Origin of the sequence: Dapis purpurea BLCC-M126 (assembly GCF_050015975.1) — a bacterium.
In the GTDB taxonomy this organism is placed as follows: Bacteria; Cyanobacteriota; Cyanobacteriia; order Cyanobacteriales; family Microcoleaceae; genus Trichodesmium.
Window position 1 is genome coordinate 1 of sequence record NZ_JBNHER010000198.1, and the last position, 16224, is coordinate 16224.

Annotated in this window: 14 protein-coding genes; 9 read left to right on the forward strand and 5 right to left on the reverse strand. The window is 33.5% G+C overall.

Translation table 11 applies throughout. The annotated features are described in order from the left end of the window. Positions 1-524 precede the first annotated feature (524 nt). A complete protein-coding gene (locus ACP6PL_RS17330) occupies positions 525-803 on the forward strand; it encodes a hypothetical protein (RefSeq protein WP_426546512.1) in 279 nt (92 codons plus the stop codon). 412 nt (positions 804-1215) lie between these two features. Here the strand turns inward: ACP6PL_RS17330 and menB are convergent, their stop codons facing one another. Beyond that, positions 1216-2049 (reverse strand): 1,4-dihydroxy-2-naphthoyl-CoA synthase, encoded by an 834-nt coding sequence (gene menB, locus ACP6PL_RS17335; protein ID WP_426546545.1) that lies wholly within the window; start codon positions 2047-2049, stop codon positions 1216-1218. A 660-nt stretch (positions 2050-2709) separates the two neighbouring features. Between menB and ACP6PL_RS17340 the strand changes: the two genes are divergently transcribed. The 3 genes from ACP6PL_RS17340 to ACP6PL_RS17350 all read left to right on the forward strand — a co-directional run bounded on the left by ACP6PL_RS17340 (position 2710) and on the right by ACP6PL_RS17350 (position 4828). Continuing rightward, positions 2710-3180: a nucleoside deaminase gene (locus ACP6PL_RS17340; protein ID WP_426546546.1), complete on the forward strand. Its 471-nt coding sequence runs from the start codon at positions 2710-2712 to the stop codon at positions 3178-3180. Positions 3181-3464: 284 nt separating this feature from the next. Then, the gene (locus ACP6PL_RS17345) at positions 3465-3854 is read left to right on the forward strand and encodes a lysophospholipid acyltransferase family protein (RefSeq protein ID WP_426546513.1); all 390 of its coding nucleotides are present in this window, start codon (positions 3465-3467) and stop codon (positions 3852-3854) included. Between the two features lie 560 nt (positions 3855-4414). Then, positions 4415-4828 carry a hypothetical protein gene (locus tag ACP6PL_RS17350; RefSeq protein WP_426546514.1) on the forward strand — a complete coding sequence of 138 codons (414 nt, stop codon included), beginning with the start codon at positions 4415-4417 and terminating at the stop codon, positions 4826-4828. A gap of 560 nt (positions 4829-5388) precedes the next feature. On the opposite strand, the gene ACP6PL_RS17355 is transcribed toward ACP6PL_RS17350, so the two are convergent. Then, entirely contained in the window at positions 5389-6168 is a 780-nt protein-coding gene (locus tag ACP6PL_RS17355) for a GUN4 domain-containing protein (protein ID WP_426546515.1), read from the reverse strand. Further along, entirely contained in the window at positions 6114-6725 is a 612-nt protein-coding gene (locus tag ACP6PL_RS17360) for a serine/threonine protein kinase (RefSeq protein ID WP_426546547.1), read from the reverse strand. The genes ACP6PL_RS17355 and ACP6PL_RS17360 overlap by 55 nt, the downstream gene beginning before the upstream one ends. Between ACP6PL_RS17360 and ACP6PL_RS17365 the strand changes: the two genes are divergently transcribed. The 3 genes from ACP6PL_RS17365 to ACP6PL_RS17375 all read left to right on the forward strand — a co-directional run bounded on the left by ACP6PL_RS17365 (position 6690) and on the right by ACP6PL_RS17375 (position 11186). Continuing rightward, entirely contained in the window at positions 6690-7499 is an 810-nt protein-coding gene (locus ACP6PL_RS17365) for a helix-turn-helix domain-containing protein (protein ID WP_426546516.1), read from the forward strand. The genes ACP6PL_RS17360 and ACP6PL_RS17365 overlap by 36 nt on opposite strands. Positions 7500-8083: 584 nt before the next feature. Beyond that, positions 8084-9562, forward strand: coding sequence for a glycolate oxidase subunit GlcD (gene glcD, locus ACP6PL_RS17370; protein WP_426546517.1), 1479 nt, complete (start codon positions 8084-8086; stop codon positions 9560-9562). A 517-nt stretch (positions 9563-10079) separates the two neighbouring features. After that, positions 10080-11186, forward strand: coding sequence for an alkene reductase (locus ACP6PL_RS17375; RefSeq protein ID WP_426546518.1), 1107 nt, complete (start codon positions 10080-10082; stop codon positions 11184-11186). A 78-nt stretch (positions 11187-11264) separates the two neighbouring features. Here the strand turns inward: ACP6PL_RS17375 and ACP6PL_RS17380 are convergent, their stop codons facing one another. Continuing rightward, positions 11265-12239, reverse strand: coding sequence for a glycosyltransferase family 2 protein (locus ACP6PL_RS17380; RefSeq protein WP_426546519.1), 975 nt, complete (start codon positions 12237-12239; stop codon positions 11265-11267). Positions 12240-12473: 234 nt separating this feature from the next. On the opposite strand from ACP6PL_RS17380, the gene ACP6PL_RS17385 reads away from it, so the two are divergent. Beyond that, positions 12474-13952 (forward strand): glycosyltransferase family 39 protein, encoded by a 1479-nt coding sequence (locus ACP6PL_RS17385; protein ID WP_426546520.1) that lies wholly within the window; start codon positions 12474-12476, stop codon positions 13950-13952. A 62-nt stretch (positions 13953-14014) separates the two neighbouring features. After that, entirely contained in the window at positions 14015-14935 is a 921-nt protein-coding gene (locus tag ACP6PL_RS17390; RefSeq protein WP_426546521.1) for a UPF0104 family protein, read from the forward strand. Positions 14936-14987: 52 nt separating this feature from the next. On the opposite strand, the gene ACP6PL_RS17395 is transcribed toward ACP6PL_RS17390, so the two are convergent. After that, a complete protein-coding gene (locus ACP6PL_RS17395) occupies positions 14988-16217 on the reverse strand; it encodes a hypothetical protein (RefSeq protein WP_426546522.1) in 1230 nt (409 codons plus the stop codon). Positions 16218-16224 lie beyond the last annotated feature (7 nt).

Here is a 16224-nt window from a genome sequence, read left to right on the forward strand (position 1 = left end):
TTTTAACCAGAGGTAATTATCAATTATCCATTATCAATTATCAATTAATGAACATCATTCAACAACAGAAATGATACCGCCCTAGGTTTTGAATAGGCTGCGTTCAAAGAATTATTTCCCAAAATGTAATTAAACATAAAAAATAATTAATTTATCTTAATCAGTTATTGAAAATTTTTGATATCTTTATTTTCCTATCTTTATATTTACTTAAATAGGAACAAATATTGCCAAGTAATGGGTTGAAATATTACCTATTTGACTTGTATCTGACTTACATTTTAGCTTGATCCCCATTAACTTTACCGGAATAATGTATTTATTCATACAATTTTTATGGCCAGCTATTATCGAAATGTTTCTGTTTATAAAGGAATTATAAAAATAATATAAAATATAGTTAATTGATAGGGATCTCCAGAAGCTAGATGTCATAATGGTTTTAATCGATTAAAAGTATCAATTCCCAGAGATTAAAAATAATTTAAAGTCAAATCAATATAAAAATTTTAGGAAAATTTTTTATGAAAACTACTCTAGCTTGTCGTCATTGCCAATACTATTCACCCGAGGGAAGACGTGGTGGTGTTTGCCAAAAGTTAATGACACCAGTTGAAAGTAATTGGAAAGCCTGTTCATTAGCTTTACCTCCCTTTGAACCATCCTGGGAAAATCAGAATAGTATAGTTATGTGGCATCATAAAATTGATGAAACATTGGAAGTAGTTTTACCTCTAAAACCTAATGCGAATAATATTCGTCAACTAACTAATACAGTTAGAGTTGCTTCTTATGAGCAATAAATTTAAGTTAAGGTGTCAGTAAATCTAGTCTAATTTTACTGATTTATTTAGATTTATCATCCCTATTGAATTTATATCTAATTTTGCTGAATTCCTACTGGAGTTTATAGCTTTCAGCCATACATCTGAAAAATAGCTGTTATTCTGTTCCGTTAAATCACAGATTATAACGGGATAGGATAACCAAAGTAGCAAATCAAGTATTTCTTCTGATTATGAGTAAGGATAGACAGGAGAATGCAGCAGTAAACATATTCGTCACGGGTAGGCAATCCAAGACAAAAAAAAGCGTCAGACTACCACTAAGGTAGCAGTACCCTGTATTAGGGAAGCTTTGCGTAAGCAAAACATCAACTAACTGAGGAGCTACGGCTCAGTAGAAATCTCTCTGCGTCTAAAGGCAGAGAGGATATTAAGGTAGCCAAGGATATCCACTAAAATCAGGAGGCCGTTTTTCTAGGAACGCCTTTTTACCTTCAGCTCCTTCCTCCGTCATGTAATAAAGAAGAGTAGCATTACCAGCCAATTCTTGAAGACCAGCTTGTCCATCACAATCAGCATTAAAGGCTGCTTTGAGACAACGAATCGCGATCGGGCTTTTTGCCAAAATTTCTGATGCCCAGTTAATACCTTCTGTTTCTAGTTCCTCCACTGGTACAACACAATTCACTAAACCCATTTCCAAAGCTTGTTGGGCTGTGTATTGCCGACAGAGAAACCAAATTTCTCGTGCTTTTTTCTGACCAACAATTCTTGCTAAATAACTAGCTCCAAACCCACCATCAAAACTGCCTACCTTGGGACCAGTTTGACCAAAAATTGCATTATCAGCGGCAATAGTTAAGTCACAAATAATATGCAAAACATGACCTCCACCAATAGCATATCCAGCTACTAAAGCTATGACAACTTTAGGCATCGAACGAATTAACCTTTGTAAGTCTAGGACATTCAAGCGTGGCACTCCAGCGTCATCAACATAACCTGCTGTACCCCGCACACTTTGGTCTCCACCAGCACAGAAAGCATATTTACCATCTGTATGAGGTCCTGCACCTGTGAACAAAACTACCCCAATATTTGGGTCTTCACGAGCATCAACAAAAGCATCATAAAGTTCAAATACAGTTTTAGGGCGAAAAGCATTACGTTTGTGGGGACGATTAATAGTTATTTTGGCAATTCTGTCAGTTTTGTGGTAGAGAATATCGCTATACTCTTTAACAATTTGCCATTCTATTGGCAAAGGCTGATTACTCATATTTGTAAAAATTTATAATGAAAAATTACTTTCTAGCAAGGCATAAATTAGTTTAGTGGGAAGAGTACTGGTTGTAAATACTAATAGCCTTTTTCCGCAGAAAAACTTGGAGATATAAAACACCACTACCTTACTATATAGTTAAGATTAAATAGCACTTTAGATTGGATAATTTACTTAGATTGTCAGAAATACTTTTATTTTATTTTACTCCTACATTTGATCCCAATTTTGAGTTAGTGGTGCAAAATTTTATAACAGTCAACGGAGAATTTTTTATCTAATGAAGTAAAGTAAGTTAATTTGAGTAAAACAAAGGTTAATAATACTATAGTTTTTCAAATTATATGTAAATCTAGATTGATGTTTTTTATAAGAAAAAAAGTGCTGTCTTGAGTACCCTATATCCTTATATTTAATGCTTTTTTTCTTTCTTTACTATTCCCTATTCCCTTTTTAATAGCACTCGGTTTCCAAATCCCATTTATAAACGCTTTATTTTGATAAATACTTTTGCGATATTCTTTCTTATTTTTCTTACTTATTACTTAAAAACAAAATCGCTGTAATATTTGTCAAGATTCAGGTATCTCAAACCCCGTTATAGAAATAATTCTGAAAACGACTAATTACTGAAAAATTATGATGATTGACCATCCAAGTTATCTAGTCCATAAAAAATGGATGAGTCGGGTATTAGAACTAGCCAAAATTGCTGGTGATGCTGGAGAAGTCCCAGTAGGTGCTGTGATAGTTAACTCAGATGGTCAGTTAATTACAGAAGCCCAAAACCGACGGGAGCGAGATTTTGACCCTACTGCTCATGCAGAAATATTGGCTTTGCGACAAGCGGGACTAATTTTGCGGAGTTGGCACTTAAATCAATGTACTCTTTACGTTAATCTTGAACCTTGTCCAATGTGTACTGGGGCAATATTGCAGGCGAGAATAGGTTTATTGGTCTACGGAGCGGACGATCCGAAAACTGGCACAATACGCACTGTGGCTAATTTTCCAGACAGTGTTTTTTCTAATCATCGTTTGTCTGTATTGGGGGGAATAATGGAAACTGCTTGTCGTCAACAATTACAGTCTTGGTTTGCTCAACTTAGGTAATGGGAAAGGGAATTAATTTTGTTATGTTTGTTATGAAATTCACCCCACTCTACAGGAGATAAGCACAACTTTTTGACAGTACAATAAGTGTTATTTAAAAATGCCACCAAAACAGCAATAAAATTCACCTTAGAGTCAAGAAAGAAAGTTACATAATTTGGATGATAATTCTTGACTCTATCCCTCCATCTTTCAAGAGATTAAAGTCTCAAGTAAATTAAAAATACTCTATCCTTTCTCCTTTGTTAGCATCTTTGTCTTATTTTATAGGTCGCCACATAATAATGCCGTTTTATTTTCGTAGAATAAATATTATAGGGAAAAAAAATATTCCGAAAGAAATACCAGTGATTTTAGCTCCTACTCATAGTTCTCGTTGGGATGGGTTAATTATAGCTGATCCTACAGGTAGATTAGTGACTGGTCGAGACCCAATATTTATGGTTAGCATAGACAAAGCTAAAGGTTTACAAGGTTGGTTTATTAGACGTTTGAATCGCTTTACTATTAACCATAAAAATCCGGCAGTTTCTTGTTTTCGTCATGGAGTAGAACTAATGTTAAATAGAGACATATTAGTAGTATTTACTGAAGGTAATATTGTCCATAAAAATCAAGTTTATACTCTTAACACAGAATTATCAAGGATAGGTTTACAAGCTGAATCTCATTAACCAAATCTTGATGTTAAAGTAGTACCTATATCTTTAAATTACAACCTAATTATTCCGTGTCGTGGTTGTAATGTTAAAGTTCATATTGGTTTTCTTTTGTCGCTTAAAGATTATATTTGTGGTTTTGCAAAAAAACAGGCACAAAACTTAACCTACATTCCGCATTTCAAAATGTAGTATTAAGTGCAACTAGTCAGTAGGGTAATGATTCTAGCTAATTATCTGGCTCCATTGAGTATTTATGCTGAATATTTGACTTAACAGAAAGGTCAATGAATAGGATCTATACAGTATAAATACTGATTAATTCCCAATTTTTTCTACTACTTTCAATACTATAACTTGACGTGCGGAATGTGGGCTTAACTATGGATTTAGAGGCAGCATTAAAAAATATCAATCAGGATTAAATTATCAAGATAGCCAAGAATAAAAAATATCATATTAATCAGATATAGTATTTTTTCTGTTTTCTATTCCCTGTTTACTGTTCCTTAAAATCTAAAACTTCTGTATATCATCAATTTGATAAATTCTATATAATATTAATTATTTTGTATATGAAGAGAGAATTAAAAGATTTTAACCCTAATTTCCAGCCCAGTCAAATTGTTTGTTTAGAACATGGAAATACTTGTTTATACGCAGAAGTAATTCAGGTGTTAGAAGCACGTCAAATGTGTTGGGTTCGGCCTTTAATGTTGAAAGTATTTTTCTCAGAAAGTGAGTCTGAAAATAATCAATATGTGTCAGAAAGGTCTAGGTTATGCGATCTGCGAGATGGTGCTGATTTGGTATGGCCAATTTGTTTATTTAGAGAAACTATTGATACTGAGTTTCTGCCACTTTTATCTGAGTTATATTTGTTGGATAGCGAACCAAAAAACTTGCATATTTCACATCAACAGTTAAGAGATTTTGTGAGGGAAGTTTGGCAGGCTTTCCCTGATGTTTTTCCCCTGGTTCAAGATTAATTGATTTGAGAATTTTAGATTTGATAGATAACTAATTAGGGTTTGCTGAAAAAGTCTTAGAGTTGAGGATAGAATTCTGAATTCTGAATTTAGAGGAGTTAGGAGGAAGAAATATCCCTTGATTTTTCTGTCCTTATCTACTCAAAACTCTAACTTTTTTAGCTTTTGATACCGAAAACCTTGCAGCTTGTTTGACTCTAAAAATCCTCAAATATTTACAGATCAAGAATTTCAAGGTTAATCAGCAAACCCTAATTATTAGTCATACTATTGTTGAAAATTTCGTACATAAATAAGTTGTGCAAAAAAACTGTAGGAGTTTTGTCTAAAAATCCAAGGGGAAATATGATTTTAAGACCAACCCCGGAAGGCATTACTATAATTTTTTTCATATACACAAAATTTGTGCATTTTGCCAGTTAATAAAAATAGCAATACAATTTTAAAAATTTTACTTTTTAGATTTATATTGAATCCGGTAGGTGGGATTTATGAAAGTTATAAATGATGCTGGTACTGTTAATAATGATGCGATGCTTTAGAGGGAAAAAAATCCCAGATTAAATGTTACATTCCGCTAGTTTTTCTGCTAAGTAAGGAGCGCCAAAATCCCAAACATGAGAAGTAATTCTATAAGGAAGATGTCCGTAAGGAGCTGAAATTTTATATGTAATATCTTTATATCTTTCTCCCCATCCTACTTCCTTAATAAAATTATCGGCAATAACTACATTATAAATTCCTGGTTTACCTCCTAATTCTATCCAAATCTGTTTTTGGATGCTAAATCCAAATTTACCATTACTATATTTAATCCACAATTGATTAATTTTATCTAAGTCTTTACAGGATATATTTTCAATATTTTCTAAATTTAACCAATACTGTTTTTCTCGCTCCACCAGTGAAAGTATAATTCTGAATGTTTCTCTATCTGCTTCTTCAAATCTATTGGATGATAATAGGTTTTCTAAAGGTGCGTAGTTTACTTTTTTATCTATATAATTAATAGCTGTTTTGTAAATATCTGGAATATTAGTTTCGGGTAAAGGTTGGGGTGATTTTTGAGGTTGTATAGTGGGATTAGATTTTTGTTGTGGAATAGGAGTAGTAGGAGTAGGTTGACGAGTTGAAGAGTCATAATTTCTTGGGAAATTCAGCTTGGGAGAATGGATATAAATAGTAACAACAAATATGAAAATACCAACTCCGGTAAATAATATATTGGCTTCGCTTCTAGGAATAGTTATAGGATTTTGATAAAGAGGTTTCATACCTGGAATATTTAAGGTAGCCATTTGAGAAAAGGCTGTGCGAGAGACCTGAGACATTTGAGACATAAAGGTTGAATTTGAAGTAATGCCAACCATTCTTGCATAGTCTGAGGGCGGTCTTCCGGTTGAATTTCCATTCCTTTGAGAATAGCATTATTGAGGCGATCGCTAATTTTGTTATTAATTTGTTTTGGTTCTACTAATGGGTCGTATTTAGATTGTTTTCCTGTCAGTTTTAAAACTAGCTTTAAGATAGAGCGAGCTGGTTTTGGTAAAGGGGTTTTAAGTATTGCTGGTTGAGTATGATATCTATCTATAGAGTTAGGTAATGGAGATTTAGTTAAAAGCACATAAAGTGTGGCTGCTAAAGCATAAATATCTGTATATTCTCCTGGTTTATGTTTGCGAATATATTGTTCTATAGGTGCATAACCTGGTGTATAAAATTGGGTGTAGCTTTTAGTTTGATTGGGAATAAATTCACGGGCAATACCAAAATCTATTAGAACTACTTGTTCTTGATTTTTGTGATTTTTGCGTAATATTATATTGTCTAGTTTGATATCCCAGTGGAGAATGTTTTGACTGTGAATGACTGTCAGTGCATTAGCAATTTGTTGAATGTAATTGAGGGCTTTATTTCATCTGTAGAAGCGGTCTTAGATGATAATGCTGGTCTGAATGATATTGAAGAGTTTATCTTTAGAGAATGTTGGCAAGGTAAACAGTCTTATGAAGAAATGGCTAAAAATTCTCCCTATGACAGTGAATATATCAAGTCGGTTGGAGCGAAATTATGGAGAAAATTATCAAAGGCTAAAGTCTTTGGAGAAAAGGTAAAAAAAAATAATCTTAAGTCAGTAATTCGGCGATATTTACAGCGGCATAAAATTACATCACATCAAAATCAAATCATAGGAGTAAATCTGAGTGGAACTAATTTAAGTGTAAATGAAGCTAACTTATGTCAAACAGATTTACACGAGTTAATCCTACTTGCAAATGGCAAAAAATCAGTCGCAGAACGTACAAACACTAAACCAGATAACCAACAAATTAAACCCTACTTTAAAAATGGGATTAAGTGGAATGATTTAGACTTCAATTCCCAGGCAGAAGTAAAAATTGCTGAAGCACTAGATCGCGCCAATATTATATTTTTAGCCAACACAAAAATTCGACTAACAACTCCCATAGGTAGAGAAAATAAAATCGCTAACTTCGTCATCTTACACGCCGGAAAATTAGGCATTCTTCAAACTAATAACCAACCTTTTCCACTATATACAAACTTAGCTCCTAATATCAGAATTATTCAGCATTATGATATTTCAGTTTGTCTTCAACAACCAGATAAAGTTGTAGCAGAATTTTTAGATATCTTGAATCAAGGGTAAACCAAAAAATATGTTATTCACCCTAAAAGAATATTTGTAAAACGACTATTAAGATATTTATAGATCGACAAAATATAAAAGTGGGAATAACTCCAGGGATTGAAATAAGCTTCACAGAGTAATGTATCTGTATTCAGACTGCCAAAGTTATGCTGATAAACAGAAAGTATATAGCAATCCTATTTTATTTGTGTATAAAAATTTTACCGCTTTTAGGCAACAGGCAGGAGTTTCAGTTTTTTTATCTACTTTTTGATTACCCGCAACCTATTTAGAATTATTATAGTTGTGTCTTCTTCCCTATTCCCTATTCTCTTTTTTATCAAATTATGGAGAAAAATCGGTCGATATTCGGAGCTTCCTGTAGGGTGGGATGGATGGGTTACCTAACCATATCCAATCGACCAAGATAAGAAAAAAAAATCCTTTTAGCCAATCCCTTTATTATAGAAGAGATAATAATTAATAATTAATAATTAATTATTGAACTGGCTTTCTCAACCCTCCCTTAAAGAAAATCTTGGATTAGAAGCTATAATTAAGAGATAAGATTTACCCTAAAAATTTCTATACCCATAACTAAAATGCTTACTCAAGACAAACAACAAACAAAACACAATTGGAAACAAATTGCCAAACAATTTGAAGCAGTTGTTGGAAAAAGAGGTGTAGTTCAACGTAAAGAAGAATTATTAGTATATGAATGTGACGGTCTAGCTAGTTATCGTCAAAGACCTGCATTAGTAATATTACCCCGCACAACTGAACAAGTCTCAGAAGCAGTAAAAATATGTCATAATCTCGATATTCCTTGGCTTCCTAGAGGTGCAGGAACAGGTCTTTCTGGTGGTGCATTACCTATCGAAAACTGTGTTTTAATAGTTACTTCATTAATGCAAAAAATCCTGAAAATAGACTTAGAAAATCAACAAGTTGTTGTACAACCAGGTATTATTAATAACTGGGTAACACAAGCAGTTAGTGGAGCTGGTTTCTATTATGCTCCTGACCCTTCGAGTCAAATTATTTGTTCAATTGGTGGGAATATTGCAGAAAATTCTGGGGGGGTTCATTGTCTCAAATATGGAGTTACAACTAATCATGTTTTAGGATTAAAAATAGTTACTCCCAATGGTTCAATAGTTAACATTGGTGGACAAATTCCAGAGATGCCTGGTTATGACTTAACAGGTTTATTTGTAGGTTCCGAAGGTACTCTGGGAGTAGCCACAGAAATTACTTTGAGAGTTATTAAATCTGCGGAATCAGTCTGCGTACTTTTAGCAGGATTTCCTAGTATTGAAAATACTGGAAAAACTGTATCTGATATTATCAGCTCTGGCATAATTCCTGCTGGGATGGAAATCATGGATAATTTTAGTATTAATGCTGTAGAAGATGTAGTTAATACTGGTTTATATCCTCGGGACGCAGCAGCTATTTTGCTGGTTGAATTGGATGGTTTGCAAGTAGAAGTTGATACGAATAAAAAATTAATTCAAGAAATATGTACAACTAACGGAGCCATAGAAATTACTACTGCTAGTGAACCAGAAAAGCGGATTAAGTTATGGAAAGGACGGAAAGCAGCTTTTGCTGCTGCTGGTAACTTAGGGAAAAATTATTATGTTCAAGATGGGGTTATTCCTCGCACAAAAATGGCTTATGTTTTGCAAGAAATAGAACAAATTAGTCATAAATATGGCTACAAAATCGCTAATGTTTTTCATGCTGGAGATGGTAATCTTCATCCTTTGATTATTTATGATGATTCTGTTGAAGGTGCTTTTGAAACTGTGGAAGAAATAGGTGGAGAAATTCTCAAAATTTGTGTAGAGGTTGGTGGTAGTTTGTCTGGAGAACATGGCATTGGTTCAGATAAGAAATGTTATATGCCTTTGATGTTTAATCAGACAGATTTAGAAACTATGCAATGGGTAAGAAGTGTCTTTAATTCCAAAGGTTTAGCTAATCCTGAAAAGATATTTCCTACACCTCGAACTTGCGGGGAATCTGCTAATATTCAACAAGTTAAGCAGTTTGAAGGAGTGGAAGTTTTTTAGGTTATAGCTATTAGCATTAAGTTATCAGCAGCTAGCAAAGTTGATAGCTAATATCGTTTCATGGAAGTTAAAAGTCATGGATTCATGTTAGGCAAGTAGGTTAGTGTCTAAATCATACAGACAAGCAATCAAACTACAACGTCTGAGTGTTTGGATTTTGGATAAATTTGTTATTAGGCGATGGCCTATATATATCATATTGATCGATAAGGGATAAACTATAACGTTTGAGTTTTTAAATAGATTTTAGACAAATTCACTATATGCTGAGTATCGACAAATACTGGCTAACAAAAAAATGACTAAAGAAATAATTTCTCCAAACTATCCTTGATTGAGGGTATAAAAAAATAAGATTTAGCTTTTCTGACTTCCCTTTTTCTTGTCTCCTTATTTAGGAGCTATTGATAACCTTTGCGTTTCATCTGTCCAGTAAAGTATTCTTAAGGAAATATCCTCTATTTACCTAGCATTCTGTAGGAAAAGAGACTAACTGAATTGATAACTAATAACTGAAATGACTCCTCCAACAGATTCCTTAACCTTACTTAGTCCCTTTAATATAGGAGACTTAATTCTAAAAAACCGAGTCATCATGGCTCCCCTAACTCGGTCTCGTGCTGGAGTAGAAAGAATCCCTAATCCTATGATGGCAGAGTATTACGCTCAACGAGCAGGTGCAGGTTTAATTATTTCTGAAGCTACTGTCATTTCTAAACAGGGTATTGGTTGGCTTAATACCCCCGGTATCTACTCAGAGGAACAAATCGAACCTTGGAAGGAGGTTGTGGATGCAGTTCATGCCAAGGGAACACCTATTTTTCTCCAACTTTGGCACTGTGGGCGAGCTTCCCATAGTAGCTTTCAGGAAAATGGTCAACTCCCCGTATCTGCTTCTGCAGTTATCTTAAATGAAGAGTATATTCATACTCCTATTGGCAAACAACCCTACGAAACACCCCACTCTCTAGAAACAGAAGAAATTCCAGCAGTTGTCGAAGATTATCGTCAGGCTGCCCTCAGGGCAAAAGCTGCTGGTTTTGATGGAGTAGAAATTCATGGTGGTAATGGTTATTTAATTGACCAGTTTTTACAATCAAAGACTAATCATCGGAGCGATCGCTACGGAGGTAGTCTAGAAAACAGATTTCAATTTCTTAAAGAAATTGTTGAATCTATTTTAACTGTATGGCCGTCTAACCGAGTGGGAGTCAGAATTTCACCTAATGGTGCTTTTAATGATATGGGTTCCCCAGATTTTCGGGAAAATTTTCTTTACGTTGCCAAGCAGTTAAATAATTACGGACTAGCTTATCTTCATGTTATGGATGGTTTAGAATTTGGTTTTCATGAGTTAGGAAAACCAATAAATTTGGCAGAATTTCGTGAAGTCTTTTCTCAGGCATTAATCGGAAATTGTGGTTATAAAAAAGAAACTGCGGAAGCTGCAATTAAATCAGGAAATGCAGATTTAATTGCTTTTGGGAGACTTTATATTAGTAATCCTGATTTAGCAGAACGTTTTGCTAATAATTGGCCACTAAATCCACTGCCCGATATGAAAATTTGGTATTCATTTGACCCAGAAGGATATATTGATTTTCCTACTTATCAAGAATCTTGAGTATAAACTAAATTAGCAAGTTAAAAAACCCGGTTTTTGTCAGAAATCGGGTTAATAATTTTAATCATTATTGATCAATTATTTATGGGAATTATTATCAATAACTTCTCGCACTCGATAAATTGGACGTTCTTGAGATTCGTGATAAGTTCGCATGAGTAACTCTGCCAATAAACCAAAACTAAATAATTGCAAACCAGCTAGTAATAAAACAACAACCAAAATTAGTAAAGGGCGATCGGCAAGATTTGCTCCAAAGCCAACTTTCAGAATCGTTAAATAAATACCAAATAATAAGCCTAAACCTCCCGAAACTAAACCTAACATTCCAAAAACATGCATAGGTCTAGTAAGGAATTTCTTCATAAAAAATACTGTTAACAAATCCATCACAACTCGGAAAGTCCGCCCTAAACCATATTTACTTTTACCATAGCGACGAGCATAGTGGTTAACAGGCATTTCTGTAATTCTTGCTCCTTCAATAAAAGCTAAAGCTGGTAAAAATCTATGTAGTTCACCATAGAGATTCATATCAGCAACCAATTCCAAACGATAAGCCTTTAAAGAACAACCATAATCATGTAAATTTACCCCCGTTACTTTGCCAATTATCCAATTAGCAATTTTAGAAGGAAGTAGTCGCGTAACAGCATCATCTTGCCTATTTTTCCGCCACCCACTCACCAAATCATAACCTTCATCCAGCTTAGATAATAATAGCGGAATATCTGCCGGATCGTTTTGTAAATCTCCATCTAAAGTCACAACTACTTTACCAGTAGCATACTTAAATCCTGCGGCCATAGCTGCAGTTTGTCCATAATTTCGACGGAGAATTACTGCTTTTAAATCTGTACGTTTTTCAGCTAATTCTGTTAAGAGTTTTGTCGAACCATCCTGAGAGCCATCGTCTACACAGATAATTTCATAAGTAAGTTGATTGTCTGTTAAAGTAGTAGAAATAGTTTCCAGGAGTTGGGGAATACTATCTACTTCGTTGTAAATAGGTGTTACTATAGATAAATCTAACATATGGTTATTTATTTTCATTAAACTGTATCTTGATGAAGCTTAATATTGAAACAAATATGGTTTTGCTTCCTACCTATGTTACCATTATTACAAAGATTTTTGTATTGGAACTTTAGATATTTTATACTTTTTCCCTCTTATTACTTGTGCCTATACTTATCGTTTCATTCATCCCACAAATATACGAGACTAGAATAACATAGTTTTTCATAAATTGAATAACCGAATTTTTGCAACTAGGAAATATTGTTGATGTTAAATGCTTTTCAGAGATTGATTTACTCTATCAAAAAAAAGGAATGGTTTCCGATTTTATTAATTCTTGTTTTAGCGTGTTGTTTGTACTTTTACAGAATAAATTTCCGAGGTTTATGGATAGATGAATTTTTCAGTATTAGAGATGGGATGCGGATGGCTTTTAATAAGGGTAGGCTACTCTACTATGCTCTTTTAAATCCATGGATTAATATTTCTAATAATGAGGTATGGTTGAGAGTTCCAGCTATTATTTTTGCGGTAGTAGCTGTATATATAATTTATAGATTAGGTAATGACTTTTTTAGTAAAAAAGTTGGTCTTCTTGCAGCATCTTTACTAACTATTTCTCCATTATTTATCAATCATGCTCAAGAAATTAGATACTATACAATGAGTGTCTGTTTGGGTCTTTGTGGCTGTCTTGGTCTAGCACACTCTCTACAGCAACCAGATAAAAAACTTCCAAAATTAATATGGGTTGTAGGTAGAATTTTATCCTTTTACACTACACCTTTAAATGCAGCTTTTTTAGTCCCAGATATTCTGATTTTATGGCTTAAGTTTAAATTTAAAATTTCTAGATTAATCACTTATTTCGTTCTATATTTAACAATTATTGTTGCTAGTATTCCTGTAGCTATTTCTGTGAAAAGTTATTCAGGCTCACACCGAGTAACTTTACCAATTCCTGGTTTAAGAGAAATCTTCCGAGAGCTAAGAGTAATGACTGTATTTGCTCACTCTCCACCACCACCTTATATACCATTATTGATTCAAGTTGTAGCTTTAATTCTTGCTACGGTTATTCTTGCTGCAATTATTAAAAAACCTCGTACTCAGGAAGTTCTATGGGTAGCTTCGTGGGGAATTATACCGTCTGCATCTATTTTTGTTTTTTCTAATGTATTCTACTCGATCTGGAACAGTCGTTATCTCATTATTTCTCAGCCATACTTTATATTACTGGTCGCAATTGGCTTTTTTAAGATTTTGGATTGGCAAAAAATAATTGGAGTTGTTCTGGCCGTAATATATATGTTGGCAGTTAGTTTAGGCTTAGTAACTTATTATACAAGCTCAAACCGATATATGGGAGCATTAGACCACTACAGACCAGTAGCACAATTGATTGAAAGCCAAGATAGAGAAGGTGACATAATCATGTACTCTACATTTCATGGTAATTCTTTCCCGATAAATGGCGGTTCTTTTCCTCTAGCTTACTATTATGGAGGTTATGCACCTATATATCTCGATAAGAGGGAAAAAACAGATAAATCAAATCTTCCAACCTATTTAAAAAATTGGGTTGAAAGTTTACCTCCTACATACTCGCGTATATGGTTTATATATTATGGAGGAGATATGAACATTTTTAAGTCTGTATTTGCCGAGGAATTTACAATTGAATCACAGGAAATTATTGGTAATGCAAATATATTACTGCTGATTCCTAAGTTGGATAAAAAATAATTATACTTAATACTCAGACAGTTGAAAGGAGAAAGGGAAAGAGTTAGTTTTATACTATTTTTATGAAAAAAGTTTTGTCGGATATTAAACCTTATCTGCGATGGGTTATTTTAGGATTAACTATATTTTTTCTAGCTAAAACTCTTAAAGACAACTGGGAACAAGTTCTGGAAATTAGGATTAGTGATTCTGGGTGGGTAAGTTTAGGAACTGCTTTTATCATAACAACAATGGCTCATGTATGGTCGGCAGTGGTCTGGTTTTGGATTATTAAAGAGTTTCATCAAAAAGTTGATTTGCGGTGGGCAATTAGAGTATACCTCCTGACAAATCTTGCCAAGTATTTGCCTGGAAATATATGGCATTTCTATGGTCGTGTTACTGCAACAAAACAAGTAGGAGTAACCGCTGAAATTGCAATTTTAAGTGTGTTAATAGAACCAGTGTTAATGGCTGCAGCTGCTTTAGGAGTTGCTTTGGTTGGTTCCACTCAAGAAAATTTGTTTTTACAATTTTTGTGTTTTTTAGTAGTAATTTCTATTATTCATCCACGAATTTTAAACCCAGTAATTAAATATTTAGTTAAAATCAAATTAAAAGTAAGCAAATCTGATTCAAAGGCAGTTACTGAATTAAAATTAAAGCGCTATCCCATCAAGCCTTTTTTGGGAGAAATTTGTTTTGTATTGATTCGAGGTTCTGGATTTTTATTAACTATATTAGCTTTCAATCCCGTTGAATTGAATCACGTTTTATTAATATTTAGTGCGTTTAGTTTAGCGTGGTTATTAGGTTTAGTTGTCCCAGGAGCGCCTGGAGGTGTTGGGGTATTTGAAGCAACTGCTTTAGCTTTACTAGAGCAGAAGTTTTCTCCTGGTATTCTGTTAAGTGCTGTTGCATTTTATCGGTTGATTAGTGTTTTAGCTGAAACTTTTGCTGCTGGTTTGGCTTGGTTAGAGCAAAAAAAGTCAAAACTAAATTGAGGCTTTTATTCAAAACAAGAATATAAAAAAGAAGCTAGTATGAATCAAACTTTTATTGATTTTTGTCTACCAGTTTTTCATCATATTTTTGTTTAATTTCTTTTACCAACTCTGCTTCATCAGGATTATTTTTTGCCCAAATTTCTCTATCTTGACGAATTTTTACTAAATGAGATTCAATATTTTCTGGATTAATTAAAATCCCAAAATCTTCTGGAACATCTTCTTGTCTATAATCAAGAATTCGGTTCAAAATTAAATTACCTACTTTCGGAGTGTAATGAGAATTATCTGTATAATTTTCCATTTCATTATAGATAGGTTCAGATGTAATACTGTTATATCCAGAAAAATCAAATACAGGAGTAATTTCTACAACTTCACGTTTCCATTTTTCAAAAGTTGACCATTCACCTGTTGCTCGAATTGCTTCCCACTGAGTTGCATGAGAAGGAGAAATGAATGATATTAGTTTGATTTGATTTTGTTGACACAAATCTACAATTTTTTTCAGCTCAGTTAATTGAGTAGGTAATTCATATTTAGCATGAAATCTATAATAAACATTGATGCTATTCCTAAATCTCCACTGAGTTTTTTCTGGGTCAGGATTTCGATATGGCATAAATCCATTTTCTCCATAACCAATATTATCTGGCGGATTTTTTGTACTATCAACTATCGTTTCTTTGCTTGCTACAAGTGCATCTGAAGAAAAGGTAACGTTGACAAAATCTCCTACAGAAATATGCCGTTTTTCTAATCTATTTTCGGAAAAGCTTGGTTGATTTTCTAAGAATGTGTTAAACATAAAAAAATCTAAGCCAAGAATAATTAAATCTAATTCTTTCTGGTTAGCGATCGCGTGTTCTATATAACGTCGTAGTTCATAAATATTCAGACCATTCAAAGATAAATTATAAGCAGTTTGCTCATTTTCTAATGCTGGATGATTTGGATCTAAACCTTGTTTTGTTCTAGATGAACCAATCAAAATTGTTATAGGTTTAATACGAATAATATCATTTGCTTTAAACAGGCGATCGCTATTATCTTTCCGTGGTTTTGAATGATTTATTCCCAAGAAATTGGGAGTATTAAAAACATCATAAGGATCGACAATAATATTGAATACTCCTACACCTACTATAGGGAGAAATGCTGACAACAAAAATATCCAATTATATCGGCGATATTTTTTTCTATTTCCCACAATTTTTTCTGATTTTTTGGGAGATGAAGATTGAGAGTAAGTAGAACTAAGTTGATTATTAATGCTCATATTATAA

What these genes read in the sequence shown, in the direction of transcription:
- ACP6PL_RS17385 (WP_426546520.1), top strand. Translation starts at nt 12,474, where the DNA reads ATGTTAAATGCTTTTCAGAGATTGATTTACTCTATCAAAAAAAAGGAA.
- ACP6PL_RS17395 (WP_426546522.1), bottom strand. Translation starts at nt 16,217, where the DNA reads ATGAGCATTAATAATCAACTTAGTTCTACTTACTCTCAATCTTCATCT.
- ACP6PL_RS17350 (WP_426546514.1), top strand. Translation starts at nt 4,415, where the DNA reads ATGAAGAGAGAATTAAAAGATTTTAACCCTAATTTCCAGCCCAGTCAA.
- ACP6PL_RS17345 (WP_426546513.1), top strand. Translation starts at nt 3,465, where the DNA reads ATGCCGTTTTATTTTCGTAGAATAAATATTATAGGGAAAAAAAATATT.
- ACP6PL_RS17380 (WP_426546519.1), bottom strand. Translation starts at nt 12,239, where the DNA reads ATGAAAATAAATAACCATATGTTAGATTTATCTATAGTAACACCTATT.
- ACP6PL_RS17330 (WP_426546512.1), top strand. Translation starts at nt 525, where the DNA reads ATGAAAACTACTCTAGCTTGTCGTCATTGCCAATACTATTCACCCGAG.
- ACP6PL_RS17375 (WP_426546518.1), top strand. Translation starts at nt 10,080, where the DNA reads ATGACTCCTCCAACAGATTCCTTAACCTTACTTAGTCCCTTTAATATA.
- glcD (WP_426546517.1), top strand. Translation starts at nt 8,084, where the DNA reads ATGCTTACTCAAGACAAACAACAAACAAAACACAATTGGAAACAAATT.
- ACP6PL_RS17390 (WP_426546521.1), top strand. Translation starts at nt 14,015, where the DNA reads ATGAAAAAAGTTTTGTCGGATATTAAACCTTATCTGCGATGGGTTATT.
- ACP6PL_RS17340 (WP_426546546.1), top strand. Translation starts at nt 2,710, where the DNA reads ATGATTGACCATCCAAGTTATCTAGTCCATAAAAAATGGATGAGTCGG.
- ACP6PL_RS17355 (WP_426546515.1), bottom strand. Translation starts at nt 6,168, where the DNA reads ATGTCTCAAATGTCTCAGGTCTCTCGCACAGCCTTTTCTCAAATGGCT.